This is a genomic window from Streptomyces sp. NPDC086989 (genome assembly GCF_044745505.1).
In the GTDB taxonomy this organism is placed as follows: Bacteria; Actinomycetota; Actinomycetes; order Streptomycetales; family Streptomycetaceae; genus Streptomyces.
In genome coordinates this window covers 419757-445548 of sequence record NZ_JBIVAL010000005.1, presented here as the reverse complement: position 1 = coordinate 445548, position 25792 = coordinate 419757, and the positions used below count along the sequence as shown (strand labels likewise).

General features: G+C 73.2%; 22 protein-coding genes and 4 pseudogenes. 13 read left to right on the top strand and 13 right to left on the bottom strand.

Translation table 11 applies throughout. The features are described 5' to 3' along the window. Positions 1-33: 33 nt before the first annotated feature. Positions 34-831 carry a hypothetical protein gene (locus ACIPK4_RS14800; protein WP_402312669.1) on the top strand — a complete coding sequence of 266 codons (798 nt, stop codon included), beginning with the start codon at positions 34-36 and terminating at the stop codon, positions 829-831. A 109-nt stretch (positions 832-940) separates the two neighbouring features. On the opposite strand, the gene ACIPK4_RS14795 is transcribed toward ACIPK4_RS14800, so the two are convergent. The 5 genes and pseudogenes from ACIPK4_RS14795 to ACIPK4_RS14775 form a co-directional block, all read right to left on the bottom strand. Further along, positions 941-2161: a cytochrome P450 gene (locus ACIPK4_RS14795; RefSeq protein ID WP_402312666.1), complete on the bottom strand. Its 1221-nt coding sequence runs from the start codon at positions 2159-2161 to the stop codon at positions 941-943. Then, entirely contained in the window at positions 2154-3407 is a 1254-nt protein-coding gene (locus ACIPK4_RS14790) for an FAD-dependent oxidoreductase (RefSeq protein ID WP_402312663.1), read from the bottom strand. Before ACIPK4_RS14790 ends, ACIPK4_RS14795 begins: the two co-directional genes overlap by 8 nt. Positions 3408-3507: 100 nt before the next feature. Continuing rightward, positions 3508-4251, bottom strand: a complete 744-nt coding sequence (locus ACIPK4_RS14785; protein WP_402312660.1) for an SAM-dependent methyltransferase — start codon at positions 4249-4251, stop codon at positions 3508-3510. A gap of 71 nt (positions 4252-4322) precedes the next feature. Next, positions 4323-4658: a hypothetical protein gene (locus tag ACIPK4_RS14780; protein WP_402312657.1), complete on the bottom strand. Its 336-nt coding sequence runs from the start codon at positions 4656-4658 to the stop codon at positions 4323-4325. 160 nt (positions 4659-4818) lie between these two features. Further along, a pseudogene (locus ACIPK4_RS14775) lies at positions 4819-5106 on the bottom strand (SAM-dependent methyltransferase); the annotation flags it as partial. A gap of 75 nt (positions 5107-5181) precedes the next feature. Between ACIPK4_RS14775 and thpR the strand changes: the two are divergent. Together thpR and ACIPK4_RS14765 are read left to right on the top strand one after the other, a co-directional pair. Beyond that, positions 5182-5790 carry an RNA 2',3'-cyclic phosphodiesterase gene (thpR, locus tag ACIPK4_RS14770; protein ID WP_402312654.1) on the top strand — a complete coding sequence of 203 codons (609 nt, stop codon included), beginning with the start codon at positions 5182-5184 and terminating at the stop codon, positions 5788-5790. A 345-nt stretch (positions 5791-6135) separates the two neighbouring features. Continuing rightward, complete coding sequence (locus tag ACIPK4_RS14765; RefSeq protein ID WP_402312966.1) at positions 6136-6585, top strand: C40 family peptidase; 450 nt, start codon at positions 6136-6138, stop codon at positions 6583-6585. A 238-nt stretch (positions 6586-6823) separates the two neighbouring features. Here the strand turns inward: ACIPK4_RS14765 and ACIPK4_RS14760 are convergent, their stop codons facing one another. Continuing rightward, positions 6824-7597: a PE-PPE domain-containing protein gene (locus ACIPK4_RS14760; RefSeq protein WP_402312651.1), complete on the bottom strand. Its 774-nt coding sequence runs from the start codon at positions 7595-7597 to the stop codon at positions 6824-6826. A 197-nt stretch (positions 7598-7794) separates the two neighbouring features. Here ACIPK4_RS14760 and ACIPK4_RS14755 point away from each other — a divergent pair, with 197 nt between their 5' ends. The 5 genes and pseudogenes from ACIPK4_RS14755 (at position 7795) to ACIPK4_RS14735 (ending at position 17456) form a co-directional block, all read left to right on the top strand. Then, positions 7795-10248 (top strand): helix-turn-helix domain-containing protein, encoded by a 2454-nt coding sequence (locus ACIPK4_RS14755; RefSeq protein WP_402312648.1) that lies wholly within the window; start codon positions 7795-7797, stop codon positions 10246-10248. A gap of 48 nt (positions 10249-10296) precedes the next feature. After that, positions 10297-10383, top strand: a pseudogene (locus ACIPK4_RS14750) (hypothetical protein); the annotation flags it as partial. Positions 10384-10480: 97 nt separating this feature from the next. Next, on the top strand, positions 10481-11911 hold the full coding sequence (locus ACIPK4_RS14745; protein ID WP_402312645.1) for an FAD-dependent monooxygenase: 1431 nt from the start codon (positions 10481-10483) through the stop codon (positions 11909-11911). A gap of 193 nt (positions 11912-12104) precedes the next feature. After that, entirely contained in the window at positions 12105-16013 is a 3909-nt protein-coding gene (locus tag ACIPK4_RS14740) for a Pls/PosA family non-ribosomal peptide synthetase (protein WP_402312642.1), read from the top strand. A 39-nt stretch (positions 16014-16052) separates the two neighbouring features. Beyond that, a complete protein-coding gene (locus ACIPK4_RS14735) occupies positions 16053-17456 on the top strand; it encodes a M1 family metallopeptidase (RefSeq protein ID WP_402312639.1) in 1404 nt (467 codons plus the stop codon). 105 nt (positions 17457-17561) lie between these two features. Here the strand turns inward: ACIPK4_RS14735 and ACIPK4_RS14730 are convergent, their stop codons facing one another. Then, the gene (locus ACIPK4_RS14730; RefSeq protein ID WP_402312636.1) at positions 17562-18728 is read right to left on the bottom strand and encodes an epoxide hydrolase family protein; all 1167 of its coding nucleotides are present in this window, start codon (positions 18726-18728) and stop codon (positions 17562-17564) included. A 317-nt stretch (positions 18729-19045) separates the two neighbouring features. Further along, a complete protein-coding gene (gene argG / locus ACIPK4_RS14725) occupies positions 19046-20494 on the bottom strand; it encodes an argininosuccinate synthase (RefSeq protein WP_376193246.1) in 1449 nt (482 codons plus the stop codon). 183 nt (positions 20495-20677) lie between these two features. Here argG and ACIPK4_RS14720 point away from each other — a divergent pair, with 183 nt between their 5' ends. The 5 genes and pseudogenes from ACIPK4_RS14720 to ACIPK4_RS14700 form a co-directional block, all read left to right on the top strand. Then, positions 20678-21412, top strand: coding sequence for a TetR-like C-terminal domain-containing protein (locus tag ACIPK4_RS14720; protein WP_402312633.1), 735 nt, complete (start codon positions 20678-20680; stop codon positions 21410-21412). Further along, the gene (locus ACIPK4_RS14715) at positions 21409-21624 is read left to right on the top strand and encodes a hypothetical protein (protein WP_402312630.1); all 216 of its coding nucleotides are present in this window, start codon (positions 21409-21411) and stop codon (positions 21622-21624) included. Before ACIPK4_RS14720 ends, ACIPK4_RS14715 begins: the two co-directional genes overlap by 4 nt. A 256-nt stretch (positions 21625-21880) precedes the next feature. Then, positions 21881-22105, top strand: coding sequence for a hypothetical protein (locus ACIPK4_RS14710; RefSeq protein ID WP_402312628.1), 225 nt, complete (start codon positions 21881-21883; stop codon positions 22103-22105). Between the two features lie 211 nt (positions 22106-22316). Continuing rightward, a complete protein-coding gene (locus ACIPK4_RS14705) occupies positions 22317-22775 on the top strand; it encodes a helix-turn-helix domain-containing protein (RefSeq protein WP_402312625.1) in 459 nt (152 codons plus the stop codon). A gap of 2 nt (positions 22776-22777) precedes the next feature. After that, positions 22778-23163 (top strand): annotated as a pseudogene (locus tag ACIPK4_RS14700) (toxin); the annotation flags it as partial. Positions 23164-23213: 50 nt separating this feature from the next. Here ACIPK4_RS14700 and ACIPK4_RS14695 read toward each other — a convergent pair. The 5 genes and pseudogenes from ACIPK4_RS14695 to ACIPK4_RS14675 form a co-directional block, all read right to left on the bottom strand. After that, entirely contained in the window at positions 23214-23594 is a 381-nt protein-coding gene (locus tag ACIPK4_RS14695; RefSeq protein WP_402312622.1) for a hypothetical protein, read from the bottom strand. A gap of 82 nt (positions 23595-23676) precedes the next feature. Next, positions 23677-23820 (bottom strand): annotated as a pseudogene (locus tag ACIPK4_RS14690) (hypothetical protein); the annotation flags it as partial. 77 nt (positions 23821-23897) lie between these two features. After that, positions 23898-24152 (bottom strand): hypothetical protein, encoded by a 255-nt coding sequence (locus tag ACIPK4_RS14685; protein ID WP_402312619.1) that lies wholly within the window; start codon positions 24150-24152, stop codon positions 23898-23900. Beyond that, on the bottom strand, positions 24122-25063 hold the full coding sequence (locus ACIPK4_RS14680) for an NAD-dependent epimerase/dehydratase family protein (RefSeq protein WP_402312616.1): 942 nt from the start codon (positions 25061-25063) through the stop codon (positions 24122-24124). The genes ACIPK4_RS14685 and ACIPK4_RS14680 overlap by 31 nt, the downstream gene beginning before the upstream one ends. An 84-nt stretch (positions 25064-25147) precedes the next feature. Continuing rightward, complete coding sequence (locus tag ACIPK4_RS14675) at positions 25148-25711, bottom strand: TetR family transcriptional regulator (RefSeq protein WP_054221139.1); 564 nt, start codon at positions 25709-25711, stop codon at positions 25148-25150. Between the last annotated feature and the right edge of the window lie 81 nt (positions 25712-25792).

Here is a 25792-nt window from a genome sequence, read left to right as displayed (position 1 = left end):
GCCCGACGGGACGGCCGCGCGCACCCTGGAGGGGTGAAGACCGAGGCGCCCACCACGGCCCGCGGTGCCGTCGCCGGTTTCCTGGAGAACCCGGTCGTCGGCATGGCGCCGTGGATCATCTTCTCGCTGCTGGTCGGACCGGGCAGGTTCGAGATCGCCGTCGTGCTCGCCCTGGCGTCGACGGTCGTACTGGTCGCGGCCGGGCGGATCGTCCACCGGGGCAGCTCGTGGAAGCTGCTGGAACTCGCCGACCTGTTCTTCTTCGCGGCCCTCGCCGTCGTCGGCCTCCTCGCGAGCGACAGCACCCGCCGTTGGCTGGAGACGTACGCCGGGGAGGTCTCCAACATCGCCCTCGTCGTGATCGCCTTCGGGTCCATGGCGATCCGCAGGCCCTTCACCCTCCAGTACGCGCGCGAGCAGGTCGATCCGGCGATCTGGAACACTCCCACGTTCCTGCGCACGAACTACCTCATCACCGGAGTGTGGGGCCTGGCGTTCCTGGTCGCCGCCCTCGCGGGGGCGTACGGCGACCTGGTGCTGCACAATCCGAACAACATCTGGACCGGATGGATCATCCAGATCCTGGCCATCGTGGCCGCCCTGCGCTTCACCGCCTGGTACCCCGACGTCGCGCGCGCCCGGGCGCTGCGCAGGGCCGGGCTGCCCGGACCGGAGCCCCCGCACCTCGCGGGGATGTTCCTGCCCCTGGCCGGGCTGCTGGTGCCGATCGGGATCGCCGTCCTGATCTTCGACGACAACGTGTGGTGGCTGGGCGTGGCGCTGATCGTGGGCGGAAGCCTCCTCACCAAGACCTTGACCGCACACGCCTGACCGCCCCCGGCCGGGGGCCGAACGGCCGGGGGCCGGTCCGCCGGGGGTCCGTACGGTCGGGGAGGGTCCGGCCGGAGGGCCGTACGGGCCGATGACGGCCCCGCGCGGCTCAGCCGCCCGGGGTGAACGTCACCGGCAGGCCGGCGGGCCCGCGGAGTCCGCCCGGACGGCGGGGGATCGCGTCCGGCGCGACGGCGAGGGCGAGCCCGGGGAGCCGGCGCAGGGCGGTACCGATGGCGATCTGCCCCTCCAGCCGGGCCAGCGGCGCACCCAGGCAGTAGTGGATGCCGTGCCCGAACGCGAGGTGGGCGTTGTCCTGCCGGGTGATGTCCAGACGGTCGGGGTCCGGGAAGCGCGCCGGGTCGCGGTCGGCGAGGGCGGAGCCGATCAGCACGGTCGCGCCGCGCGGAATGCGCACCCCCGCGATCTCGGCGTCCTCGCGGGCGAACCGGGCGATGCCGGGGTTGACCGGGCCGTCGTAGCGCAGGAACTCCTCGATCGCGCTGGGCAGCAGTCCGGGGTCGGAGCGCAGCAGGTCGAGCTGTCCGGGGTGGGCGAGCAGTGCGGCGATGCCGCCGCCGATGAGGTTGACCGTGGTGATGTAGCCGGCGACCAGCAGCAGGAACACCATGGCGACCAGTTCGTCCTCGGTCAGGCGCTGTTCCTCGTCGCGGGCGGTGATGAGGCCGCTGAGCAGGTCGTCTCCGGGCCGTGCGCGCTTGTCCCGGATGAGCTCGGTCACGTAGGCGCGCATGTGCCGCCAGGCCTCGTTCACCACGGCGGGGTCGGGCGGCTCCGCACCCCGCCTGATCATCCGGTCGGTCCAGTGCTGGAAGTCGTGTCGGTCGTCCACCGGTACGCCGAGCAGTTCGCTGATCACCGTGACGGGAAGCGGCAGCGCGAAGTCCGCGACGAGGTCGGCCCGGCCCGCCGGGACGACCGCGTCGAGGAGCCGGTCGGCGACGGCCTGGATCCGCGGCCGCATCCCGGCGACCCGCCGGGCGGTGAACGCCTGGGAGACCAGACGGCGCAGGCGGGTGTGGTCGGGCGGGTCGCTGCGGAGCATGTTGCTCAGCATCGACTCGCGTTCCGTCTCGGGCAGCTGTTGCAGGAGCCGGGTGTCCGAGGCGTCGCGCACGTCGCTGCTGAGACGGGCGTCGGACAGGGCGGCGAGGCCGTCCTCGTAGCGGGTGACGATCCAGGCTTCGAGGCCGCCCGCGATGACGGCGCGGCGCACGGGGCCGTCCTCGCGCAGTTGCCGGTACAGCGGGAAGGGGTCCGCGACGAAGGACGGATCGGCGTACGGCAGCAGGACGGGCACCTCAGCCATGACGCCTCCCGGTGTCGTACAGCGATTCCTTCGGGGGCCGCTCGCGCAGGGCCCCGTAACCGATGAAATAGGCCGGCACCCGGTTCAGCCACCGCGAGTCGGTGACCAGCTCGGTCAGCCGTTTCGCCCGCCCGGGATCGCCGAACGCGACGCGGCCGGCCAGCAGCGGCTCGATGACCTGGGCGTGGGCCAGGCGCTGGAGGCCCTGGGTCGCCACGGTGGTGGGCATGCGGCGGCGCTGCACGCGGCGTACGTCGCGCAGTCCCACCGTGCCCTCCCGCAGCGGGCGCACCAGGTGGCGGGCCGCGGCCACCGCGTCCTGCACGGCGAGGTTGATGCCGATGCCGAAGACGGGTGACATGGCGTGGGCGGCGTCGCCGATGCAGAGCAGCCCGGGGCGGTGCCAGCGGCGCAGCCGGTCGAGCCGCACGTCGAGGAGTCTGACCTCGTCCCAGGAGGTGACGGTGTGGGCCCGGTCGGCCAGCCAGGGGACGGCCTCGGTGAACTGGGCCATGAAGCGGTCCAGGCCCTCGGCGCGGCGCTGGGCGTCGGTGCCCTTGGGGATGAGTCCCGCGCACTGCCAGTAGTCGCCGCGGTCGATGAGCGCGCTGAAGAACCTCTCCCCCAGCCCTCCGACGAGCCCGCTGGGGTCGTCCTCGTGGCGCGGCAGCCGGAACCACCAGGCGTCCATGGGGCACGGGAACTCCTCCAGCCCGAGTTCGGGCAGCGCCCTGGCCAGCGAGCCCCGGCCGTCGCACGCCACCGTCAGGGAGGCCCTGAGCTCGCCGGTGCCGCCGTCCGCGGTGCGGTACCGCACGCCGTTGACGCGTCCGCGTTCGATCAGGAAGGACGTCGCCCCGGTGTTCATGCGCAGGCGGAAGGAGGGCTCCCGGCTCGCCTCGTCGGCGAGCAGGTCGAGCAGGTCCCACTGCGGGACCATCGCGATGTAGTTGTACTTGCCGTGCAGCGCCCCGATGTTCCCCACGGTGACGAGGGAGCGGTCCGGTCCGATGGGCAGCTGTACGGAGGTCACGCGCCGCTGCGGCAGCCGGGCGAACCGCTCGGCGAGGCCGATGTCGTCCAGCAGCGACAGGGTGGACGGGTGGACGGTGTCGCCGCGGAAGTCGCGCAGGAAGTCGCCGTGTTTCTCCAGCACGGTGACCTCCACGCCGGCCCGGGCCAGCAGCAGTGCGAGCACCATGCCGGCGGGACCTCCCCCGACCACACAGCAGTCCGTTCGCTCCACGGCGACCCTTCCCTTCATCGGCAGCGGGGGCCAGACAGGACGTATACCCCACCCGCGCCGCCGGGGGCCGGTGACGCGGCGCGGGGGCCTGTCCGGACGGTCAGGCCGGGCCGGGGGTCCGCCGCAGGACGAGGGAGACGAAGCCGAAGGAGTCCCGGTAGGTGTGCAGCCATTCGGAGCGGCGCGCGGCGGCCGTGGCGAGGGCGTACGGGCTGTCCGGATCGGCGGGGTGGTCCAGGGCCCACGAGGCCAGTGACCCCCAGCAGGACCATTCGTAGTCGTCCAGTTCGCGGCGCGTGCTGACGTGCCCGTCGACGGGGGTCCAGCCGTCGGCGACGACCCGGTCCACGGTGGTCGCCAGGTCGGTGTACTCACCGAGCATCTCGACGGCTTGCGGGGACGGCGTGCGATCCCAGAACCCTTCCCCGATGACGACGCGGCCGCCGGGGGCCAGGTGCTCGCGCGCCGCCGCGAGGGTGGGGAGCAGCCCCCCGAAGGCGTGCGTGGCTCCCACGCTGAGCACCAGGTCGAAGGCGTGCGGCGAGGCGAAGTCCGCTGCACCCGTCCTGTGGAGGGTCAGCCGCTCCCCGACGCCACGGTCGTCCGCCGCCAGCCGGGCCTGTTCCAGGGCCTCCTGCGAGATGTCCACGCCCTCGGCGTGGACCCGCGGGCGTGCGGCCAGCGCGCGCAGCAGCCACTCGCCGCTGCCGCACCCGAGATCGAGTACGCGCTCGTCGCCGCGCGGGAGCCCTCGTTCCAGCAACCTGCGTACGGAGTCGTCGTCGAGCGGGGCCTTGATCGGATGCCCGGTGTGGGCGATCTCGGAAATGAGTTCACGGTGCATCCGAGCAGCATGTCAACACCGTATGAAGGGAGCACCTCAATTCCCGCTCCGCCCGCCGGCCGCCCCGCCGGTCAGGCGGGCTGCTTCACGCAGGTGCCGACCACGTAGCCGGTGACGCCGTGCTTCGTCACCTTGACCCAACGGGTGCTGGTGATGCCGCACTTGGTGTAGGAACCGCCGTAGTACATCTGGCAGGGGGACGAGGCGGTCTCCCCCTTGTTGAGCTGGGCGAGCGCCGTGCCGCTCAGGCTCGTCCGGTCACGTATCACCACGGTCTCCAGGGCCAGGGCCGTACAGCCCGCCGCGGCGGCGTTCGTCTGGGCGATGGCGGGGCTCCCTGCGATCAGCGTCGTCCCGACGAGGGCGGCGGACACCACGGCCGCACCAAGCAGCTTGCTCACACGCATGACTGACACTCCTTCGCTTCCTGCGTGAGGAACGGGTCCGGCGCCCGCTCCGCTCCGGTCGGACACAGCCTAGGGGCATGATCGGTTGGGGCAGCGCGGGGGCGTCGAGCCGATGGCGGAACCCGCGGTGGAGCTGCCGGTCGACGCGGTCGGCCGGGCCTCAAATGCGGGCGATCAGCGCGTACCTCTCGTCGGTGACGGGTCCGCCCCACAGCGCCGGCTCGCCGTCGAGCGGTTCGACGTGCAGGCCGGCGGCGAGCGGACGCACGGCGGCGGCCAGCGCGTCGACGGTGATGCCGCCGTTCCAGGGCAGCGCCCCGGCGTCGGCGACGTACGGCGCGCCGCTCCGGCCGACCTCCCGCCACCGGCCCTCGACGAGCACCAGCCGGCCCCCGGGCCGGAGCCGGGCGACCCAGGCGCGCAGCGCGGCCTCGGGATCGGGCATGGTCCCCATCGTGCCCGCCACCGCACGCGGGCGGTCCGGAGGTGACCGGATGGGCGCGGGTACGGTACGAAGTCCCTCGTGAACGATCAGATCCAGCCCGCAGCCGCTCCCACCTCCGCGTCCGGAACCGTCCGCGTCTTCATCGCCCTCGCCCCGCCCGACGACGCCAAGGAGGAACTGGCACGGGAGCTGCGGCCCGCCTACCGCGCCCACCCGGGCATGCGCTGGAACCGCATCGAGGACTGGCACATCACGCTGGCCTTCCTCGGCGAACTGCCCGTGGCCGCGGTTCCGCTCCTGCAACCGCCGCTCGCCGCCCTCGCAGCGGCACACCGGCCCCTGGAGCTGGCCCTGCACGGCAGCGGGCACTTCGACCACCGGGTGCTCTGGAGCGGGATCGGCGGGGAGGTCCACGGGCTGCACCTGCTCACCTCCCGCGTGCGCGCCGCCGTCAAGGGCTGCGGCATCGCCTTCGAGGACCGGCCGCTGCGGCCCCACCTGACGCTGGCCCGTTCCCGCCGCAGCGACCCCTCCAGCGCGGTGGAGATCGCCGATACGCTCACCGGCTTCTCGGGCCGCACCTGGCAGGCCCGGCGCCTCCACCTCGTCGGCAGCAACATAGGCCGCGGCCCCGGCCCGATCCACTACCGGGACATCCGTTCCTGGGAGTTCACCGGCCGCGACTGACGGCGCCACCGTCGCACCAACCGCCTTGTCTTTTCGTTGAATTGTCGTTCCCGCCCCCAACTCCCCCCGCGACTTCCGGCCGCCGAACGGCGTAATCGGGCTTCCATTGTTGCGGAAGATATTCCATGCATATGAACTCGGGCGATTTTACTCAACCGAGATGATTCAAGTCGTGTCCGATGGCCGAAATATCGGGCCGGTCAGTGAAAAACTTGCCGCCGTCGAGAGCCATTACGCAATGTCACGGACGCAGAACCTCATTCGGTACTGTTTCAGCAACGCAATGCGGAGGTATCACGATTGATCGTCAACACATCGGACACCCGAAAACGTTCAACCGACCACCTGGCGAGCCGCCGTGTCGCCACCATTCTCACGTTCTCCCTGATAATCTCCCTCGCCGGCCTGACCGGACCAGCCGTCCAGGCCGAGGCGCTGGCCTCCCCGTACGGCGCCAAGGCCGTCAGAATCGCCGCATCCAAACGGGGTGCTCCATACGTGTACGGAGCGACGGGGCCTCGGGAATTCGACTGTTCGGGCCTCACGCTCTACGCGTTCCGAGAGGCGGGCCGGATACTTCCCCGCACCGCCGACGAGCAGTACGAACACACCCGCCACATCCGGCGCGTGCAGCGGGTACCGGGAGATCTGGTCTTCTTTCCCGCCGGCTCGACGATGGCGCACGTGGGAATCTACGCCGGTCACGACAAGATCTGGCACGCCCCACGGCCCGGCACGCGCGTACGGCTGGAGCGCATCTGGAGCGGAAACGTGCGCTACACCCGGGCGACTTGACCTCAGCCCGCCGCCGGATCACTCCGGCCGGCGCCGTCGAGGCCGGTACGCCGATCCTCCGAACATGCCGTGACGCCGGCGGCGTCGTCCCCGCAGGGCCGCGCGGGGTACGCCCGGCACAACGGTCACGCCGACCCCCTCCACGAACGCATCGACGGCGCCACCGGAAGGTGACGCGCCCCGGGTGAACGGCCGTCGGGCCCCGCCGTCTCGTGGCGGGGCCCGACTCCGGTCACCCTCAGGCGGCCGGGTACCAGACCGTGCCGGAGCCGCCGTGGTCGGTGAGGGTGGTGTCGATGATGTTGCCCTCCTGGAAGTAGCGGGGGTGCTGCTGCAGGAAACCGGGGAAGGAGTCCAGGGACGTCGCGTCACAGACTCCATCGGTCCGGATGCAGAAACGCCTGACCGGGACGCCGGGGAACTCCTCCGGCCCGGTGCCGGGGGAATAGGCCACGAACGGGACGAGGACCCCCTGCGGAACCAGGTGCCAGAAGCCGGTGCCGGGCTGCATCGGGTCGGAGTAGAGCATCCCGTCGACCTGCGAACGGGGCACCTCGGTACCGTTGTCGGCGATCGTGCGGAGCAACAGGTCGCCGACCCAGGCCCCCTGGGAGTACCCGGTGATCGTGAAGTGGGCCGTCGGGTCGGCCCGGTACGTGCTCTCCAGCGCCGCCTTGGCGTTCCAGTAGCCCTGGTTCACGCTGTCACCGAAGCTCGGCGCGAACGGGGCCGGCATCTCGTTGTGGCTCCCGACGAACGGACCGCCGCTGGCCGCGTAACAGACCGGAACGGCGATGCCGCCCTTCAGATGCCGGTTCACGGCCGCAAAGCTCGTGGTGCAGTCGGGCGCTTCCGCCGCGGCTCCGGTGCCGCCGATCTCGATGTAGTAGTGGTTCACCGGGTCGGCGTGCGCGGCCGGCGGCACGACGGCCGCGCCGGCGAACACCAAGGCCGTGGACGCGAGGACGGACTTGAGACGACGGGCGAACCTGCCGGGCTTCCTGGTGGACATACCGGTCAACTCCCTTGGTCGGATGAGCGCCGCGCCAGTGCGGCGGCCGGCACTCATCGTCTGGTTCGCGCAGGTCAGCGCACCATGCCAGGGACCGGCCATATGTGGCCGGTCGCCCGGGTACAGTGCTTGTACGGGGAAACGACAGGAACCGTGACGCAGACGGCAGGACCGCGGCCGGGGCGAAGGGCGTCCAAGTGACCAACCAGTTCGGCGCGTTGCTGCGCGGGTTACGGCTCGAAGCGGGGATGACGCAGGAGCAGTTGGCCGAGCGGGCCCGGCTGGGAGTGCGGACCATTCACCGGATGGAGACCGGCAAACCCACCGACGCCCGCATGGGAACCGTGAAACAGGTCGCGCACGCCCTGGCCGACGCGTTGCGGCGCGACCGCGACGAGGTCTGGGCGGAGCTGCTCGCGGCCCACCGCGGCACCGGCACCGGCGGCGGGGAACCCCCCGCGGAGCGTGCACCCTTACCCGGACGGCCCGAGCGCATCGGCCTGCCCGGGCCGCCCGAGCTGTCCGGGCCGCCCGAGCTGTCCGAGCCGCCCGAGCCGTCCGGCAGGCTGCCACCCGCCCGTGGAGCCCTGACCGAGGTCGCCGAGTCGCTGGCCCTCGACGTGTACAGCCGCTGCATCCGCGAGGAGGAACAGCGCCGGATCCACGATCCGTTCCCGCTGCCCGTGCGGTGGCGTCCGGCTCCCGAGGACCTGCTGGACCACCGGGACGACGTCCGCGGCACTCCCCCGGGGTCCGTCTGCGACCCGCTGTCCCTGGACGGCGCCCTCGCCGACATCGCGGACGTCTACCGGCGCATCCGGTCCGGGCGCCTGGTCGTGCTCGGCCGGGCCGGCTCCGGCAAGACCGTACTCATCCTGCGGTTCGTCGTGGACTTCCTCGGCAAGCGCGCCGACGGCGAGCCCGTGCCGGTGGTCTTCAGCATCGGCTCGTGGGACCCGACCGCCACCGCGCTGCGCGACTGGCTGATCGGCCGCCTGCTGCGCGACCACCCGAACCTCGGCGCCCCCGCACCCGGCGGCTCGTCCCTGGCCGCCGCCCTGGTGGACTCCGGGTGGATCCTGCCGGTGCTCGACGGGTTCGACGAGATCGCCACCGGTCTCCTCGGCCTCGCCCTGCGGGAACTCAACGCGAGCTCCCTGCCGCTCCTGCTGACCAGCCGGACCGAGCAGTTCGCCGACGCCGTCGCCTCCGAGGTGCTCCGCAGGACGGCCGGCATAGAACTCGTGGACCTCAGCACCGAGGACCTGGTCCACTACCTGCCCCGCACCGCCCGCCCCACCGCTCCCGCCGACCCCGACGGGCGGGCCACCACCGCCTGGGATCCGGTGCTGGACCGGCTGCGCACCGACCCCGACTGCCCGGCAGCCGCCCGCCTCGCCGCCGTGCTCAGCACCCCGCTGATGGTCCTGCTCGCCCGTACGGTCTACAGCGACTCCCCGGCACAGGACCCGGCGCAGCTGCTGGACGCCGTGCGCTTCCCCACCGCGGAGTCCATCGAGGAGCACCTGCTCGCCGGCTTCGTGCCGACCGTCTACCGGCGCCGCCCCCCGGCCGCGGCCGGTGCCCGCAGGCGGCTCCGGCCGGGCCGTTCCTGGGATCCGCACCGCGCCCGGCGCTATCTGGGCCACCTCGCCCGGCACTTGGACCGGCCCGGCCGGTGCGGGCGCCAGGACCTGGCGTGGTGGCAGCTGCGCGACTCCCTGCCGCTGTCCGCGCGCGTCCTGGCCGTCGTCCTCGCCTGTTCCCTGGTCACCGCCCTCGCCGACTGGCTGGTCTTCCCGGCCAGGAACCTGGCCGCCGGGCGCAGCGCCACCTTCGCGCTCGGTACGGGCCTGCTCGACGCGCTGCTGTTCGGCCCGGCGGTCGGGCTCGCCTTCGGACTGGTCCACGGGCTCGTGTCGGTGTTCCGGATCGGGGTGTTCGAACCGTCCCGCGTCAGGATGCGGCTGGCGGGGCGCGGTCGGCGGGCCGTGGGCCGGTCCGCCCGCAGGTGCGCCGCCCTGTGCTCGGCCGGGCTGCTGGGCGGGTTCGTGACGGGGGTCGGCTGCGGGCTCGCCTTCACCGCGGGACGGCAGCTGACGGGTGGCAGGACGGCGCTGAACGCGCTGGTCATCAAGGTGACACTCGCCAACTCGCTGGCCTACGGGCTGACGTTCGCCCTTGCCGGAGGCCTGGTGCTCGGGCTGGCCGCCGCGCTGGAGACGCCGCTCGACGTGGGCTCCGCGGCCACCCCGACGGACCTGCTGGCGATCAACCGCAGCATCGTGGTGCGCCAGGCCCTGTTCCTCGTACCCGTGCTGACCCTGGTGATCGCCTTCGGCGGCCGGCTGGTCACCGGACTCCTCCAGGGGGTCGTCGGCCCTCTCGTCTGGCCGATGGCCGACGGGCTCGCGGTCGGCGCCGTCGGCGGTCTGGCCGGAGCGTTCTCGTACGCCCTGGCGTTCACCGCCTGGGGCCAGTGGGTGCTGCTCAGCCGGATCTGGCTGCCGCTGACGGGCCGCCTGCCCTGGGCGACGGCCGCCTTCCTCGACGACGCCTACCGGCGGGGCGTCCTGCGCCAGGTGGGGGCCGTCTACCAGTTCCGCCACGCCCGGCTCCAGCGCCATCTGCGCGGCCGGCTCGCGGGCTGACCCCGTTCGGCGGTACGCCGACGGCCGGGGATTGCGACGGGTCACCGGGTGGGGAAGATTGATCGCGTGGCGGACAACGAGGTCGCGGTGCTGATCGTCGGCGGTGGGCCGGTCGGGCTCACCGCCCGCGCCCTGCTGGAACGCTGGGGCGTGCCGACGCTGCTGGTCGAGAAGCACCGCGGGCGGCGGGCTGTCGCCGTTCCCCCGGTCCCGGCTGGTCAACGTGCGCTCGATGGAGATCTTCCGCCAGTTGGGGACGGCCGGCGAGATCTCGGCCGCCGCGTTCGCACCCGAGTACGGCCGGGTCCGCTTCCGCGACACCCTGTACGACGACGACTTCGCGACGGCTGCGATGGTCGGGGTCCACGCGCCGGTGCCGGAAAGCCCCGTGCGCGGCGTGGTCACCTCGCAGGACCGGCTGGAGCCCGTCCTGCTCGCCGCTGCGGACGCACCCGTGCGGTTCGGGGCCGAGCTCGTCGCGCTGGCCGAGGAGCCCGAGAGCGTCATGGCCGAGGTCGTCGACCGCCGCAGCGGTGGGCGCACCCGCGTCCGGGCCCGCTACGTGGTCGCCGCCGACGGGGCGCATTCCACCGTCCGGCGGCGGCTGGGCATCGCCACCACCGGTCCGGGCTCGATGGGCGATTTCACGACCGTCGTGTTCGACGCGGACCTGCGGCGCTGGAGCGCGGAGCAGCCCGCCGGCGTCTACTTCACCGCGCACGGATCGTTCGGCCCGGTCCATCCGGAAGGCGGCTGGCTCTGGTTCGGTCCCACGCCGGGGGACGCCGCGCGCGCCGACTGGTCCGGCCTGGTCTCGCGCGCCCTCGGCCCCGCAGGCGACGTACGGGCCGACGTCGTGCGGGTGCAGCACTGGGCGATGAGCGCCTTCGTCGCCGAGCGCTTCCGGCACGGCCGGGTGCTGCTGGCCGGCGACGCCGCGCACGCGGTCCCCCCGATCGGCGGCCTGGGCATGAACACGGGCATCGCCGACGTGCACAACCTCTGCTGGAAGCTGGCGGGCGTCCTGCGCGGGTGGGCCGCACCGGTCCTGCTGGAGACGTACGCGACGGAACGGGAACCCGTCGCGCACCGGACCCTGCGCCAGGCGGTCGCCAACGCGCGGCTCATGGCCGAGGTGCTGGAGCGGCGCCGCGACCAGCTCCGGACCGGCGCGCTGACCCGGTCCCGGGTCGAACTTCCCTGGTCGGAGCGGTACTTCGCGCAACTCGGTCTCGTGCTCGGCGTCGCCTACCGCTCCGCCGCCGTCCTCTGCGCGGACGGCTCCCAGCCCGAACCGCCCGAACCGCCCGAGGCATTGGAACCGTCCGAGGGGGGCACGGAGTACGTGCCCACCGCGGAGCCGGGTCATCGCATGCCGCACCTGCGGCTGGCCGACGGCCGTTCCACGCTCGACGCGTTCGGCGAATGGTTCACCCTGCTCACCCCGGACCCCGCCCACTGGGCACGGCAGAGCGCCGCGTCGTGGCCCGTGCGCACCGAGCCCCTGCCCGGGGAGCACGCCGGGTTCTGCGGCCTCGGCCCCCGCGGAGCACTCCTGGTCCGGCCCGACGGATACGTCGGCGCCCGCTGGCCCGACCGGTCACCCGGTGGCACCGCCCTGCACCACGCCGTCACCGTCACCACCGGCGCGGAACCCTCATGATCACGGGGCGCGTCCGGGTTCGGCGGATCCGGCCGCCACCGGTGCTTATGCGCCACGGGGGAAGGCTTCAGCACGAAAATTCTTGATGCCGCACTAGACTGGCAGGTTGTTCGACGCTGGACCGGAACGACCCGGGCGGACCCGGGCTCCCCCGGCGACGCGGCCGTATCCCGGGAGCGAGACGCGAGGGCAGATGACAGCCACACCTGAGGGCGGTGACCTCACCCTGCTCGACGACGAGGACGGCCGCGAGGAATCCGGGAAGTCCGCCCGGTTCTCCGCGGGGCCCGCGGCCCCGACACGGACCCTCGTCGACGTCTTCGAGACGTCCGTGCGACTGTTCCCCGACGAGCTCGCCCTGGACGACGGCGCCGCCCGGCTGACCTACCGCGCCCTGGCCGCCGAGGTCGAACGCCGCAGGCGCGCCCTGGAGGCCGCCGGGGTGGGCCTCGGCGACCGGGTCGGCGTCCGCGTGCCGTCCGGCACCAACGAGCTGTACGTGGCCATCCTCGCCGTACTCGCCGCGGGTGCGGCCTACGTGCCCGTCGACGCCGAGGACCCCGACGAGCGGGCCGAGCTGGTCTTCGGCGAGGCGGGCGTACGGGCTGTGCTGGGAGGCGGACAGCGCATCGACGTCACCGCCCCGGCGGACGTGCCGGTGCCCGCCGTGCGGCCCGGCCCCGAGCACGACGCGTGGATCATCTTCACCTCCGGCTCCACGGGGAAGCCCAAGGGCGTCGCCGTCAGTCACCGCAGCGCCGCCGCGTTCGTCGACGCCGAGGCCGCGCTGTTCCTGGCCGAGGAGCCGATCGGCCCCGGCGACCGGGTGATGGCCGGGCTGTCCGTCGCCTTCGACGCCTCCTGCGAGGAGATGTGGCTGGCCTGGCGGTACGGCGCCTGCCTGGTGCCCGTCCCCCGCTCGCAGGTGCGCAGCGGCGCCGATCTCGGTCCCTGGCTGGTGGAGCAGGAGATCACCGTGGTCTCCACGGTTCCGACGCTGGCCGCGCTCTGGGAGCCGGAGACCCTCGACGAGGTCCGGCTGCTGATCTTCGGCGGCGAGGCCTGCCCGCCCGAGCTGACCCAGCGCCTGGTCACCGAGGGCCGCGAGGTCTGGAACACGTACGGCCCCACCGAGGCCACCGTCGTCGCCTGCGCCTCCCTGCTGACCGGCGAGGAGCCGATCCGGATCGGCCTGCCGCTGAACGGCTGGGAGCTGGCCGTGGTCGACGAGTCCGGTGAGCCGGTGCCGATGGGCGGCAGCGGCCAGCTCGTGATCGGCGGCGTCGGTCTGGCCCGCTACCTCGACCCCGAGAAGGACGCCGAGAAGTACGCCCCGCTGGAGTCGCTCGGCTGGGAGCGCGCGTACCGCAGCGGCGACCTCGTCCGCGCGGAACCCGAGGGGCTGGTGTTCCTCGGCCGCGGCGACGAGCAGATCAAGCTCGGCGGCCGCCGGATCGAGCTGGGCGAAGTCGACGCGGCGCTCCAGGCGCTGCCCGGCGTGGCCGGGGCGGCCGCGGCCGTCCGCACGGCGCGCAGCGGCAACCAGCTGCTCGTCGGCTACCTGGTCACCCAGGAGGGCTGGGACCACGCGTCGGCCGTCGAACGGCTGCGCGCCGAGCTCCCCGCGGCCCTGGTGCCCCTGCTCGCGCCGGTCGGCGAGCTGCCGACCCGCACCTCCGGCAAGGTCGACCGCGACGCGCTGCCGTGGCCGCTGCCCGAACTGGAGACCACCGGCCCCACCGAACAGCTGTACGGCACCGAGGCCTGGCTCGCCGAACAGTGGAGCGAGACCCTCGGCGTGGCCGTGACCAGCGCCGCCGACGATTTCTTCGCGATCGGCGGCAACAGCCTCGCCGCGGCGCAGCTCACCACGCGCCTGCGCACCCGCTACCCGAGGGCGGCCGTCCTCGACATCTACCAGCAGCCCACCCTGCGCAAGCTGGCCAGGCGCCTGGAGAAGTCCGTACGGGACGACGACGAGGCCCGGACCGTCGCGCCCGTGCCGCGGCGGGCCAAGGTGGCACAGCTGCTCCTCCTGCTCCCGCTGTTCACCCTGGTCGGACTGCGGTGGACGGTGGCGCTGCTGGCCCTGGGCAACGCCCTGCAGTGGTTCGGGGCCTACCCGTGGGCTCCGACCGCCTCGTGGTGGGCCGTCGCCGCGGGCGCCGTGCTGCTCTTCAGCCCGCCGGGGCGCCTCGCGATCGCGGCCGGCGGTGCCCGCCTGCTGCTGCGCGGGGTGAAGGCGGGCCGCCACCCGCGCGGCGGAAGCGTGCACCTGCGGCTGTGGACCGCCGAACGGCTGGCCGAGTGCGTCGGCGCGACCTCGCTCACCGGTTCCTGGCTGGAGCGGTACGCCCGGGCCCTGGGCGCCAAGGTCGGCCCCGACGTCGACCTGCACTCGCTGCCCCCGGTGACGGGCATGCTCAAGCTCGGCCGCGGCTGCGCCGTGGAGTCCGAAGTCGACCTGTGCGGGCACTGGCTGGACGGCGACCGGCTCGTCATCGGCCTGGTCAAGGTCGGCGCGGGCGCGGTCGTCGGCACGCGCAGCATGCTCTTCCCCGGGGCCCGGGTCGGCAAGCGGGCCGAGGTGGCCCCGGGCTCCGCCGTGGCCGGGCAGGTCCCGACCGGCCAGCGCTGGGCCGGGGCGCCCGCCGTCAAACTCGGCAGGGCCAAGCACAACTGGCCCAGGGAACGCCCGCCGCGCGGACTTCCCTGGCGGGCCGCCTACGGGGCGGCCGGCTTCGGCCTCACGGCGCTGCCCGTGCTCTCCACGCTGCCCGCCCTGCTGGTGGTGAGCCGGTTCGTGCCCGCCGGCGCGGGACTGGCGCAGGCGCTGCGCGGAGCCCTGTTCGCCGTGGTGCCCGGGGCGCTCGCGTACGGGTTCACGTACGCGCTGCTGCTGCTGGTCTCCGTACGCCTGCTCAGCCTCGGGCTGCGCACCGGCACCCATCCGACGCACAGCCGGACCGGCTGGCAGGCCTGGACGGTCACCCAGCTGATGGACCTGTCGCGGGAAACGCTGTTCCCGCTGTACGCAGGGCTGATCACGCCGGTGTGGCTGCGGCTGCTCGGCATGAAGATCGGCCGCGGTGCGGAGGTGTCCACCGTGCTCGCCCTGCCCAGTCTCACGACGGTGGGCGAAGGCGCGTTCCTCGCCGACGACACCCTGACCGCGCCCTACGAACTGGGCGGCGGCTGGATGCGGATCGGCCACTCCGAGATCGGCCGCCGGGCGTTCCTCGGCAATTCCGGGATGACCGCACCGGGCCGTACGGTGCCGGACGGCGGGCTGGTCGGCGTGCTCTCGGCGACCCCGAAGAAGGCCAAGAAGGGCAGCTCGTACCTGGGCCTGCCGCCAGTGAGACTGCCCAGGTCAGCGGAGTCCGCCGACCAGAGCCGGACCTACGACCCGCCCGCGCGGCTGCTGTGGGCCCGGGGCCTGGTGGAGCTGTGCCGGCTCGTCCCGGTGTTCTCCTCGGCCGCGCTGGCCGTCCTGACCGTGGCGGCGCTCTGCGCGCTGGCCACGAGCAGCGGCGGTCCGGGGCTCTGGGGCACGGCGCTGCTGTCCGGCGCGGTGCTGCTCGCCGCCGGCGCGGCCGCGTGCCTGGTCTCGGTGGCCGCGAAGTGGCTGTTGGTCGGCCGGCACCGGGCGGGAGAGCACCCGCTGTGGAGCGGCTTCGTGTGGCGCAACGAGCTGGCCGACACGTTCGTCGAGGTCCTGGCCGTGCCGTGGCTGGCCGGATCCGTACCCGGTACGCCGCTGCTGACGTGGTGGCTGCGCGGGCTCGGGGCCAGGATCGGCCGGGGCGTGTGGTGCGAGAGTTACTGGCTGCCCGAGACGGACCTGGTGGTGCTGGGCGACGCGGTCAGCGTGAACCGCGGCTGCGTGTTGCAGACACACCTCTTCCACGACCGGATCTTGAGGACGGATACTGTGGTTCTCCGCGAGGGCGCCACCCTGGGCCCGGGCGGCATCGTCCTGCCCGGGAGTACGGTCGGATCCCACAGCACGCTGGGGCCCGCCTCTCTCGTGATGGCCGGGGAATCCGTCCCCGCCGACACCCGTTGGCTGGGCAACCCGATCGAGGCATGGCGGACCTGACAGGGCCCGAGCACCAGCGCAGGGAGCGGAAGCGGCACTATGAACGGCCAGAAGACAGCGGTATCGGACCCGTACTTTCCGGCCAACGGCGACTCCCGTTACCGCGTGCACCGGTACGAACTCGCCCTGGAGTACCGGCCCGGCCCCAACCGGCTGGCCGGCACCGCCCGGCTGAGCGCCATCGCCGGCCGGGCTCCGCTCACCGAGTTCCACCTGAACCTGGCCGAGTTCAAGATAGGCCGCGTCATGGTGAACGGCCGCGCCCCGCACTACACCCACCGGGGCGGCAAGCTCCGCATCCGGCCGGCCAAGCCGCTGCCCGCCGGCGCCGCCTTCACGGTGGAGGTGCACTGGGCGGGCAATCCCAAGCCGGTCCGCAGCCCCTGGGGCGGCCTCGGCTGGGAGGAGCTGGCCGACGGCGCGCTGGTGGCCAGCCAGCCGGTCGGCGCGCCCTCCTGGTACCCGTGCAACGACCGGCCCGCCGACAAGGCCTCGTACCAGATCTCGGTCAACACCCCGTCCGCCTACACAGTGGCGGCCGGCGGCCGGCTGCTGACGCGCACGACCAAGGCCAGCACGACCACGTGGGTGTACGAGCAGCCCGCGCCCACGTCCAGCTACCTGGTCGGCCTGTCCATCGGCGTGTACCAGACGGTGCTGCTCGGCGACCCCGGGCTCGGCGGCGTCCCGCAGAGCGCCTCCGTGCCGGCGCACCTGCTGGCGCGGTTCTCCCGCGACTTCGCCCGGCAGCCCGCCATGATGCGCCTGTTCGAGGAACTGTTCGGGCCCTATCCGTTCGGCGAGTACGCGGTGGTCGTCACCGAGGAGGAACTCGACGTCCCGGTGGAGGCCCAGGGCCTGTCCCTGTTCGGCGCCAACCACGTCGACGGCGCGCGCGGCTCGGAGCGCCTCATCGCGCACGAGCTCGCCCACCAGTGGTTCGGCAACAGCGTGACCATCGCCGACTGGCGGCACATCTGGCTGAACGAGGGCTTCGCGAAGTACGCCGAATGGCTGTGGTCCGAGCGCTCCGGCGGCCGCACGGCGCACGAGCAGGCCGCCGCGGCGCACCGGCTGCTGGCCTCGCAGCCCCAGGACCTGCGGCTGGTCGACCCGGGCCGCAAGCTGATGTTCGACGACCGCCTGTACCAGCGCGGCGGACTCGCCGTGCACGCGGTGCGCTGCGCGCTGGGCGAGGAGGCCTTCTTCCGCATGCTGCGCGACTGGGCCACCGTGCACCGCCACGGGGTGGTGTCCACCGCCGCCTTCACCACCCACGTGGCCCGCTACGCGGCCGAACCGGTCGACGAGCTGTTCTCGGCCTGGCTGTACGAGCCGGCCCTGCCTCCGCTGCCCCCGGCGCCCCCCGCGCGGCCGTCGGCGCCGGCGATGCCCGGATACCCGCCGGCCAACGGCCGCCCGGCCGGCCGCACCTCCGCCTGAAGGCCGGCCGACGGGGCCTCGGGTCGTGTCGTCGAAGTCCCGTCCGGCCGACGGGGCCCGCCCCGCCCTTCGGGCGGCCGACGCTGCTCTGACGACACTCCCGCGCTACAGCTGCCGGAAGGGGCGGAAGAACGCACGGAGCTCCTGCGCGTACAGCTCGGGCTCCTCGAACGGCGCGAAGTGGCCGCCGCGCGGGGGCTCGCTGACGCGCACGACGTTCGCCGTGCGTTCGAGCCAGGCGCGCGGCGGGCGGACGACGTCTCCGCGGAAGAGGGAGAAGCCGGACGGCACCTCGACGCGGCGGGCGTGCTGGGCGGGCGGGATCGCGGCGTTCGCCCGGTACATGCGCATCGACGAGCCGATCGTCGCCGTGAGCCAGTACAGCGTGACGTTCGTGAGGATCTCGTCCTTCGTGAACCGCCGTTCGACGTCTCCGTCGCAGTCGCTCCACGCCCGGAGCTTCTCGACGATCCACGCGGCGAGCCCCGCGGGCGAATCGGTGAGGCCGAAGGCGGCCGTCTGGGGCTTCGTGCTCTGCACGGCGGCGTAGGCGCCCTCCGCCGCGCCCCACGCGGCGGCTGCGTCGAGCCAGGCGCGCTCCTCCGGGGCGAGGTCCGCGGGGTCGCCGGCGAACCGGGGCAGGCCGGCGTCGGTGCGGTGGACGGCGACGACCCGGTCGGGGTGGTCGAGCGCGAGGTAGCGGCTGACGTGGCTGCCGACGTCCCCGCCCGCCGCGCCGAACCGCTCGTAGCCGAGGACGCCCATGAGCTCGGCCCACAGCCCGGCGACGGCGACGGCGTCGAGGGGCGGACCGGTGGGGTGGTCGGAGTACCCGTAGCCCGGCATGTCGGGGACGACCACGTCGAACGCGTCGGCGGGATCGGCGCCGTGCGCGCCGGGGTCGGTGAGCAGCGGGATGACCTTCGCGTACCGCCAGAACGAGTCCGGCCAGCCGTGGCTGAGGACCAGGGGCAGGACGGGCCCGGCCGGCGCGACGGCGCGGGCGTGCACGAAGTGGATGCCGAGGCCGCCGAGCGGCACCCGGAAGTGCGGCAGCCGGGCGAGCGCCGCCTCCTGCGCCGGCCAGTCGAACCCGTCCGCCCAGTAGGCGACGAGCTCGCGCAGGTAGCCGAGGTCGGTCCCGAGCGACCAGCCGGCGTCCTCGGGAGCGTCCGGCCACCGCGTCGCCCGCAGCCTCGTGCGCAGGTCGTCGAGGGCCGCGGGGGCGGTCTGCGGGGTGAACGGCTCGGGGCGGGGAGAGGCGTCCGGCATGGGACGCATCCTAAGGGCTGGCCCGTCACCCCCGGCGGGCACGCGACGCCGGGGAGGACGGGACAGCCCTTGGCTACCGCTCCGGGCCGGCTTGGGCCCGGGCGACGTGCCGGCCTTGCCACCGTCCTTGTCCGGCTTCGCCGGCAGCCACCGCCGCCGCGACGACGATGCGCCCGCGGCCCCTCCCGGAGAGCCCGGGGCCCGGCCCGCGGTCGGCGGACCGCCGGACCCCGGACGGCCGGGGGCGCACAACGACCCCGGGAGGTCCGCACGCCGTCGTCGTGTCGAACCAACCGCCCGGGGCCGTGGCCCACCGGTCAGTCGGTGCCGAACTCCATCGCGGCGCGGTCCAGCAGCTCGTCGTCGCCGGAGACCTCGCCGCGGGAGGCGATGGCCTCGGCGCCGCCCTCCGGCATCGCGCCGATCAGGCCGGTCGCCGCCGCCTGGGCGGCGCCGATCAGCTCGGGGTGGGCGGTGCCGACGATGCCGAGGCCCGCGTACTGCTCGAGGCGGGCGCGCGAGTCGGCGATGTCGAGGTTGCGCATGGTGAGCTGGCCGATCCGGTCGACCGGGCCGAACGCGGAGTCCTCGGTGCGCTCCATCGACAGCTTGTCCGGGTGGTAGCTGAAGGCCGGGCCGGTGGTGTTGAGGATCGAGTAGTCCTCGCCGCGCCGCAGCCGCAGGGTGACCTCGCCGGTGACCGCCGAGCCGACCCAGCGCTGGAGCGACTCGCGGACCATCAGGGCCTGCGGGTCCAGCCAGCGGCCCTCGTACATCAGCCGGCCGAGGCGCCGTCCCTCGTTGTGGTAGTGCGCGAGGGTGTCCTCGTTGTGGATCGCGTTGACGAGGCGCTCGTACGCGGCGTGCAGCAGCGCCATGCCGGGCGCCTCGTAGATGCCGCGGCTCTTCGCCTCGATGATGCGGTTCTCGATCTGGTCGGACATGCCCATGCCGTGGCGGCCGCCGATGGCGTTCGCCTCCATCACGAGGTCGACGGCGGAGTGGAACTCCTTGCCGTTGATCGTCACGGGGCGGCCCTGGTCGAAGCCGATCGTGACGTCCTCGGTGGCGATCTCGACGGACGGGTCCCAGAACCGCACGCCCATGATCGGCTCCACGGTCTCCACGCCGGTGTCGAGGTGCTCCAGCGTCTTGGCCTCGTGGGTGGCGCCCCAGATGTTGGCGTCGGTGGAGTACGCCTTCTCGGTGCTGTCCCGGTAGGGCAGGCCGTGGGCGACCAGCCACTCGGACATCTCCTTGCGCCCGCCCAGCTCGGTGACGAAGTCGGCGTCGAGCCACGGCTTGTAGATGCGCAGGTGGGGGTTGGCGAGCAGGCCGTAGCGGTAGAACCGCTCGATGTCGTTGCCCTTGAAGGTCGAGCCGTCGCCCCAGATCTGTACGTCGTCCTCCAGCATCGCCCGGACCAGCAGGGTGCCGGTGACGGCGCGGCCGAGCGGGGTGGTGTTGAAGTACGCACGGCCGCCCGAGCGGATGTGGAACGCGCCGCAGGCGAGTGCGGCCAGGCCCTCCTCGACCAGCGCCGCCCGGCAGTCGACCAGGCGCGCGATCTCGGCACCGTAGGTCTGGGCACGGCCGGGCACCGACGCGATGTCGGGCTCGTCGTACTGGCCGATGTCGGCGGTGTAGGTGCAGGGGACGGCACCCTTGTCGCGCATCCACGCGACCGCGACAGAGGTGTCGAGGCCGCCCGAGAAGGCGATGCCGACGCGCTCGCCGGCGGGAAGGGAGGTGAGAACCTTAGACATGGGAAGAGTATGCACTTAAACGCATGGCTATGCAAACGCGGGCGCGAATGATCAGCTCGTGACGCGGGCGATCACACCGCCAGCGATCCGGAACCAGTCGGTCCATGGCCGGATCACGGCGGGTCCCCGCGCTGGTCCGGTGAATGCCCCTGAGCCGCGGTGACGGACCGGTACGGTTTGGCCATGGATGTTTCTGCAAGGGCCGCCGATGAGAACGCCGCACGAGCGGCAGCCGTCAAGGCGACCGCCCGCCGACTGCTCGGGGAACTCGGCGCCGCGGGGCTGTCCCTGGAAGCCGTCGCCGAAGCCGGCGCTCTCGCCGTCGCCGACGTGGAGGGCGTCTTCCCGCACCGCGACGACCTGTTGACCGCGCTCGTCATCGACGCCTACGACGACTCCGCCGCCGCGATGGAGCGCGCCGATCAGGCCGCCGGCGCCGCCGGCGCGTCGGCCGGGGAGCGGCTCCTCGCGGTGACGCGCGCCCTGCGGGAGTGGTCCTTCGCCAACTCCCCCGAGTTCACGCTGATCTACGGCTCCCCCGTGCCCGGTTACCACGCCCCGCAGGACACGGTCCCGGCCGCCGCCCGCACACCCGCGGTGCTGGCCGGCATCGTGCGCTCCGCACTGGCGGACGGCGAACTCACGCCGCCCCGGCGGGCGGTGCCCGGACCGCCGCTGCTCCTGCCGGAGGCGGTGGCGCTCTTCGGCGGTATGCCCGAAGCCCCGTTCTCGGACCTCATCGAGCGCGGCATCGCGTTGTGGAGCAGCCTGATCGGCCTGCTGGTGTTCCAGGTCTTCAGCCGGACCCACGACAGCGTCCGGGACGAGTCCGCCTACTTCGACTTCGCCATCGCGGTGGCGGCCGAGGGCATCGGACTGACGGTTCCGCTGGACGAGAAGCCCCGCAACGAGCCGTGATCCTCACCAGAACCCTCTGCTTCGCCATCGCGGCGCTCTCGTCGTACGCCGCATTCGCCTACCGGCTCTGCCAGGTGGGGCGCAGCTGGCGGGACAGCGCCTGCCGCGCCCTCGTCGTCACCCTGTTGCTCCAGTGCCTCGCCTTCACCATGGGCGCCGTCGCCATGGGGGCGGGAGCCTCCTGGGCGTCGGGAACCTCGCAATCCTGGTGATGCACGTGTCGGCGGTCGCGTTCTGCGTCAGCGCGCAGATCATCCTGCTGCGCTGGGCGACGGACACCGAGGAAGCGGTACGCAGGGTCCACTCATGGCTGGTGACGGGTGTGGTCCTCGGCGTGCTCCTGATCGCGCTGTCCTTCATCGCCGGGACGGGCCGGGCCGGCCGGCGTCGGACTTCAACACGGGCAGCGGCCGGCCCCTGGTCCTCACGTACCTCCTGGTCTTCATCGTGTCCCAGGCGGTTCCGTGCGTGACGATCTTCCGGCAGTGCGGCCCCTACGCCCGGACGACGGACAAGGCCTCGCTGCGGCAGGCCCTGCGCCTGCTGTCGGTCGGCTGGCGGGACCTGCGCCCGTACGTCGACCGCTCCGCCGCTCCCGCTCCCGCTCCCGGGACCGAGGTACCCGGGACGAGCAGCGAGTACCGGCACGCCTGGCTCACCCAGGTCGCTTCCGTCCACCGGAAGACCGGTTGAGCGGGGGCCGGCCCCCATCCCCCGAGGGCCGGCCCGCGCCGCCGACACGACTGACGCCCCACTTGGCTACCCCCGTGAGCAAAGTTAGCTGTCAGCTATCGACGAGCTCCACGGTGGCGGACTCACGGCGGATTGTCAACTGACCGCTAATCTGCAAAACTGGAAAATAGCTGAGAGCAATTCCGAGGAGGTGACGGGAGGGAGATGCGCAGTGTCCGAGAGTGACGACCGGCCCGTGCTGGCAGTGCGTCTGGACAACCTCTTCAAGACGGTCCGCCCCAAGGGCAGGCACTGGACCAACGCCGAGGTGGCCGAGGAGCTCAAGCGGGCCAACCCCGACCTCAAGGTCGGCGGCGTGTACCTGTCGCAGCTGCGGACCGGCAAGCGCTCCAACCCCTCACCGGACCTGCTGGCCGCCCTCGCCCGTTTCTTCGGCGTGTCGGTCGCCTACTTCTTCGACGACAAGGTCGCCGAGTCGGTGCTCGGCGAGGTCGCCGCCATCGAGGCCCTGCGGCAGGCGGGCGTCCGCTCGGTGGCGATGCGCGCGGCCGGCATGAAGAAGGAGAACCTCCAGGCCATCATGGCCATCATGGACCAGTACCGGCAGCTGCAGGGCCTTCCTCCCGTCACGGACCCGGCAGACCCCGTGGACCCCTCGGCCCCGGAGTGAGGATCCCCGGCCTGGGACGGCCGGCCGGCCGGGACCGCCGCAGCCGGCTCAAGAAGCTCCGCAAGGACGGCGCGCGGCGGCTCGCCGCCCTGGACCTGCCGGAGGGAGCCGATGGCCGGCTCTGCCGCTACCTCGGCGAGGTCCGCGACCGGCCGATCACGCTGGTTCCCATGCCGATGCCCGCGTCACAGCCGTGCGGCATGTGGGTCGCCGCACGCGACGAGGACATGATCTTCTTCGACGCCAACACCACCAGCGCGCATGAGGAGCACATCATCTTGCACGAGCTGGGACACATCACCTGCTGCCACCGCGGGGCCGGCCTCCTGGACGAGGCAAGCTCCGCATCCTCTTCCCCAACCTCGACCCCGACCTCGTACGCGACATGCCACGCTCGACTGCATAGAGCGCACCCTGTTCTGAGTCAACCGTTCTGAGTCACCCCTCGGTGGCCGCCACCTCCTCGGCCAGGACCGCCACGGCGCGGCGGACGTCGCGCTCGGTGTGCTCGCTCATGAGGAAGAACCGCAGCCGCGCGAGGCCCTCCTGCACCGCGGGGTGGAAGATCGGACCGGCGATGATCCCACGGTCGAACAGCCGGTCCGCGACGCGCAGGGTCCGCGCGGAGCCCCCCAGCAGGCACGGCACGATCGGCGTACGGGTACTGGAGCCCGTCGCCAGACCGGCCGAGGCGGCCCGCCCGAGGAACAGGTCCGCGTTCCGCCGGAGCGTACGCACCCGTTGCGGTTCCGCGGCGATCAGCTCGGCGGCGGCCAGCGCCGCGGCCGCGTTGGCGGGGGTCGGGCCAACGCTGTACACGAAGCCGGGCAGCGTGTGCCGCAGCCACCGCACCGTCCGCGCCGAGCCGAGCCGGCAACACGGCGTTGGCCACCGCGATGAGCCCGCCGGAACACGCCGAGTCCAGTGCGTAGCCCTCGCCGTGCAGGTCGAAGACCGAACTGATGCTGTTGGGCCCATGTTGAGGAGGAGCCCGGCCACGGACGTGCCGTGCAGCCCGTCCACGGCGCGGACCGTCTCCGCCCACCGGGGGTCGTCCGCCCGCGCCCCGAACTCGCCGCCGGCCGACTGGCGCATGCGTATCCGCATGGTGCTCAGTTCGCGTTAGCCGCTCACGGTGAGCGAGGTGATCGCCGAGGTCTCCTCGCGGTCGAAGCCCCGGGTCTCCCAGCCCGCGTCCCGGACGGCCTCCCGCGCGAGGTCGATCAGCCGGTACCGGTTGAGGTCGGGCGCCCCCGGGAACCGGCAGGCCATGCCCACGATCGCGATGTCGTCGCGGCGTGCTCCGGCGGCCGGGTCCTCCGTGTCACCGTCCTCCGCCCGGGGCGTCACCGGGGTGTGGCCAGTCGTTCGCGCCACCAGTCCACCGTCGCCTTGACCTGTTCGTCGACGGGGGTGGCGCGGACGGCGAACTCGGCCTCGTACGCGCTCGAATCGACGACAAAGGGACGGTCGAACTGGTAGCGGACCTCCTTCAGTTCACGGAGCAGCGGGGAGAAGAGCGAGGCCGCGCCGAGCAGCGCGGGCGGCAGCCTGCGGACCGTGGCCGGCGCCGTTCCCGCCTGCGCGGCGAGGAGGCCCGCCATCTCCCGTACGGACAGCGCGGGTCCGGTCGGAACGTGCCAGGCCCGGCCCCAGGCCCGCTCCTCGCCCGCGACCTCGGCCAGGGCCCTGGCCACGTCGGGGAGGTAGGTCCAGCTGTGCGGGGCGTCGGGGTCCCCGAGGGTGGAGACCGGCTTGCCGCGCAGCAGTGGCGGGACGACCCGCCCGGCCAGGTGTCCGCCGTCGGTCACGCCGGGTCCGAAGAAGTCCGAGGCCCGTACCTCGACGGCCTTGATGCGGCCCTCGCGGTGCAGCCTGCGCGCCGTCTCCCAGCCTGCGGCGCGGACGCGTCCCTTGGTCCCGGTCGCCGCCAGGGGCATCGCCTCGGTGAGGGGGCCCTCGACGGGTCCGTACGCGTAGAGGTTGCCCAGGAGCACCAGGACGGCCCCCGTCTCCTCCGCCGCCGCGCAGACGGACGAGACCAGCGGCGGCCACTCGTCCGCCCAGCGGTGGTAGGGCGGGGCGGCGCACTGGTGGATGGCGGTGGCCCCCCGGGCGGCCTCGGCGAGCCGTCTGCCGTCGGTGGCGTCGAGCGCGAGGTGCTCGACACCGGGCTCGGCGCTGCGTCCCGATCTGGTCACCACCCGTACGGTATGGCCCTGTTCGGCCAGAAGCCGGGCGGTGGCGGCCCCTGCGGGCCCGAATCCGATGACGACATGAAGGCTCACGGGCGAACACTAGCGCGAGCGGCCGTCCCCCCAGGGGGCTTCGGTCCCGCCGGTCCGGTACCAAGGGACTCCCCCGGGCGCGGCTCAGCGGGGTGCGGGCTGCGTCAGGACGAGCAGGGTGTCGACCAGGTCTTCCGCCGGCGATCCCGTGGCGAGCCGGCGCAGCTGCTGCCCGAAGACGAGGGCGACCGCGGTGCTCGCCAGCCGTTCGGCGTCGGGCAGGCCGAGCCCGCGGAGGATGCGGGTGGCGAGCCGGTCGTACGCCGCGAAGCACTCGGCGGCCGCCGCCCGCAGGCGTTCGTCGCGGCCCGCCTGGATGTACAGCTCGAAGGGGGCGATGCGCCGGCTGTCGAACTCGGTTCCGCCGGCCACCAGCCCCACGGCGTCCGCGGCGCCCTGGAGGTCGAGGCGGTCGCCCGTGCAGGCATCGGCCATCTCGGTGAAGCGCCTGGTCTCCTCGCCCACGAAGTACAGCAGGCTCTCGCGCAGCAGTTCGTGCTGGGTGGCGAAGTGGTAGGTGACCGAACCCAGGGAGACCCGGGCCTCCCTCGCGATCCGCCGGTTGCTCACCGCGGCGATCCCGTCCTGCCCGATGATGCGCAGCACGGCGTCGATGATGCTCTGGCGGGTGTCGGCGGCCTTCTCCATGCCCGCCATTCTCACATCCGCCCGGCCGAGCACTGGGCATGGACACGACACTCACCCGTGACTACTGTTCGTTCGAACGAA

Coding starts and splice junctions, on each gene's coding strand:
- argG (WP_376193246.1), bottom strand. CDS start 20,494: ATGTCTAAGGTTCTCACCTCCCTTCCCGCCGGCGAGCGCGTCGGCATC.
- ACIPK4_RS14795 (WP_402312666.1), bottom strand. CDS start 2,161: ATGGCTGAGGTGCCCGTCCTGCTGCCGTACGCCGATCCGTCCTTCGTC.
- ACIPK4_RS14785 (WP_402312660.1), bottom strand. CDS start 4,251: ATGCACCGTGAACTCATTTCCGAGATCGCCCACACCGGGCATCCGATC.
- ACIPK4_RS14735 (WP_402312639.1), top strand. CDS start 16,053: ATGAACGGCCAGAAGACAGCGGTATCGGACCCGTACTTTCCGGCCAAC.
- ACIPK4_RS14745 (WP_402312645.1), top strand. CDS start 10,481: ATGGAGATCTTCCGCCAGTTGGGGACGGCCGGCGAGATCTCGGCCGCC.
- ACIPK4_RS14730 (WP_402312636.1), bottom strand. CDS start 18,728: ATGCCGGACGCCTCTCCCCGCCCCGAGCCGTTCACCCCGCAGACCGCC.
- ACIPK4_RS14780 (WP_402312657.1), bottom strand. CDS start 4,658: ATGCGTGTGAGCAAGCTGCTTGGTGCGGCCGTGGTGTCCGCCGCCCTC.
- ACIPK4_RS14760 (WP_402312651.1), bottom strand. CDS start 7,597: ATGTCCACCAGGAAGCCCGGCAGGTTCGCCCGTCGTCTCAAGTCCGTC.
- ACIPK4_RS14675 (WP_054221139.1), bottom strand. CDS start 25,711: ATGGAGAAGGCCGCCGACACCCGCCAGAGCATCATCGACGCCGTGCTG.
- ACIPK4_RS14740 (WP_402312642.1), top strand. CDS start 12,105: ATGACAGCCACACCTGAGGGCGGTGACCTCACCCTGCTCGACGACGAG.
- ACIPK4_RS14720 (WP_402312633.1), top strand. CDS start 20,678: ATGGATGTTTCTGCAAGGGCCGCCGATGAGAACGCCGCACGAGCGGCA.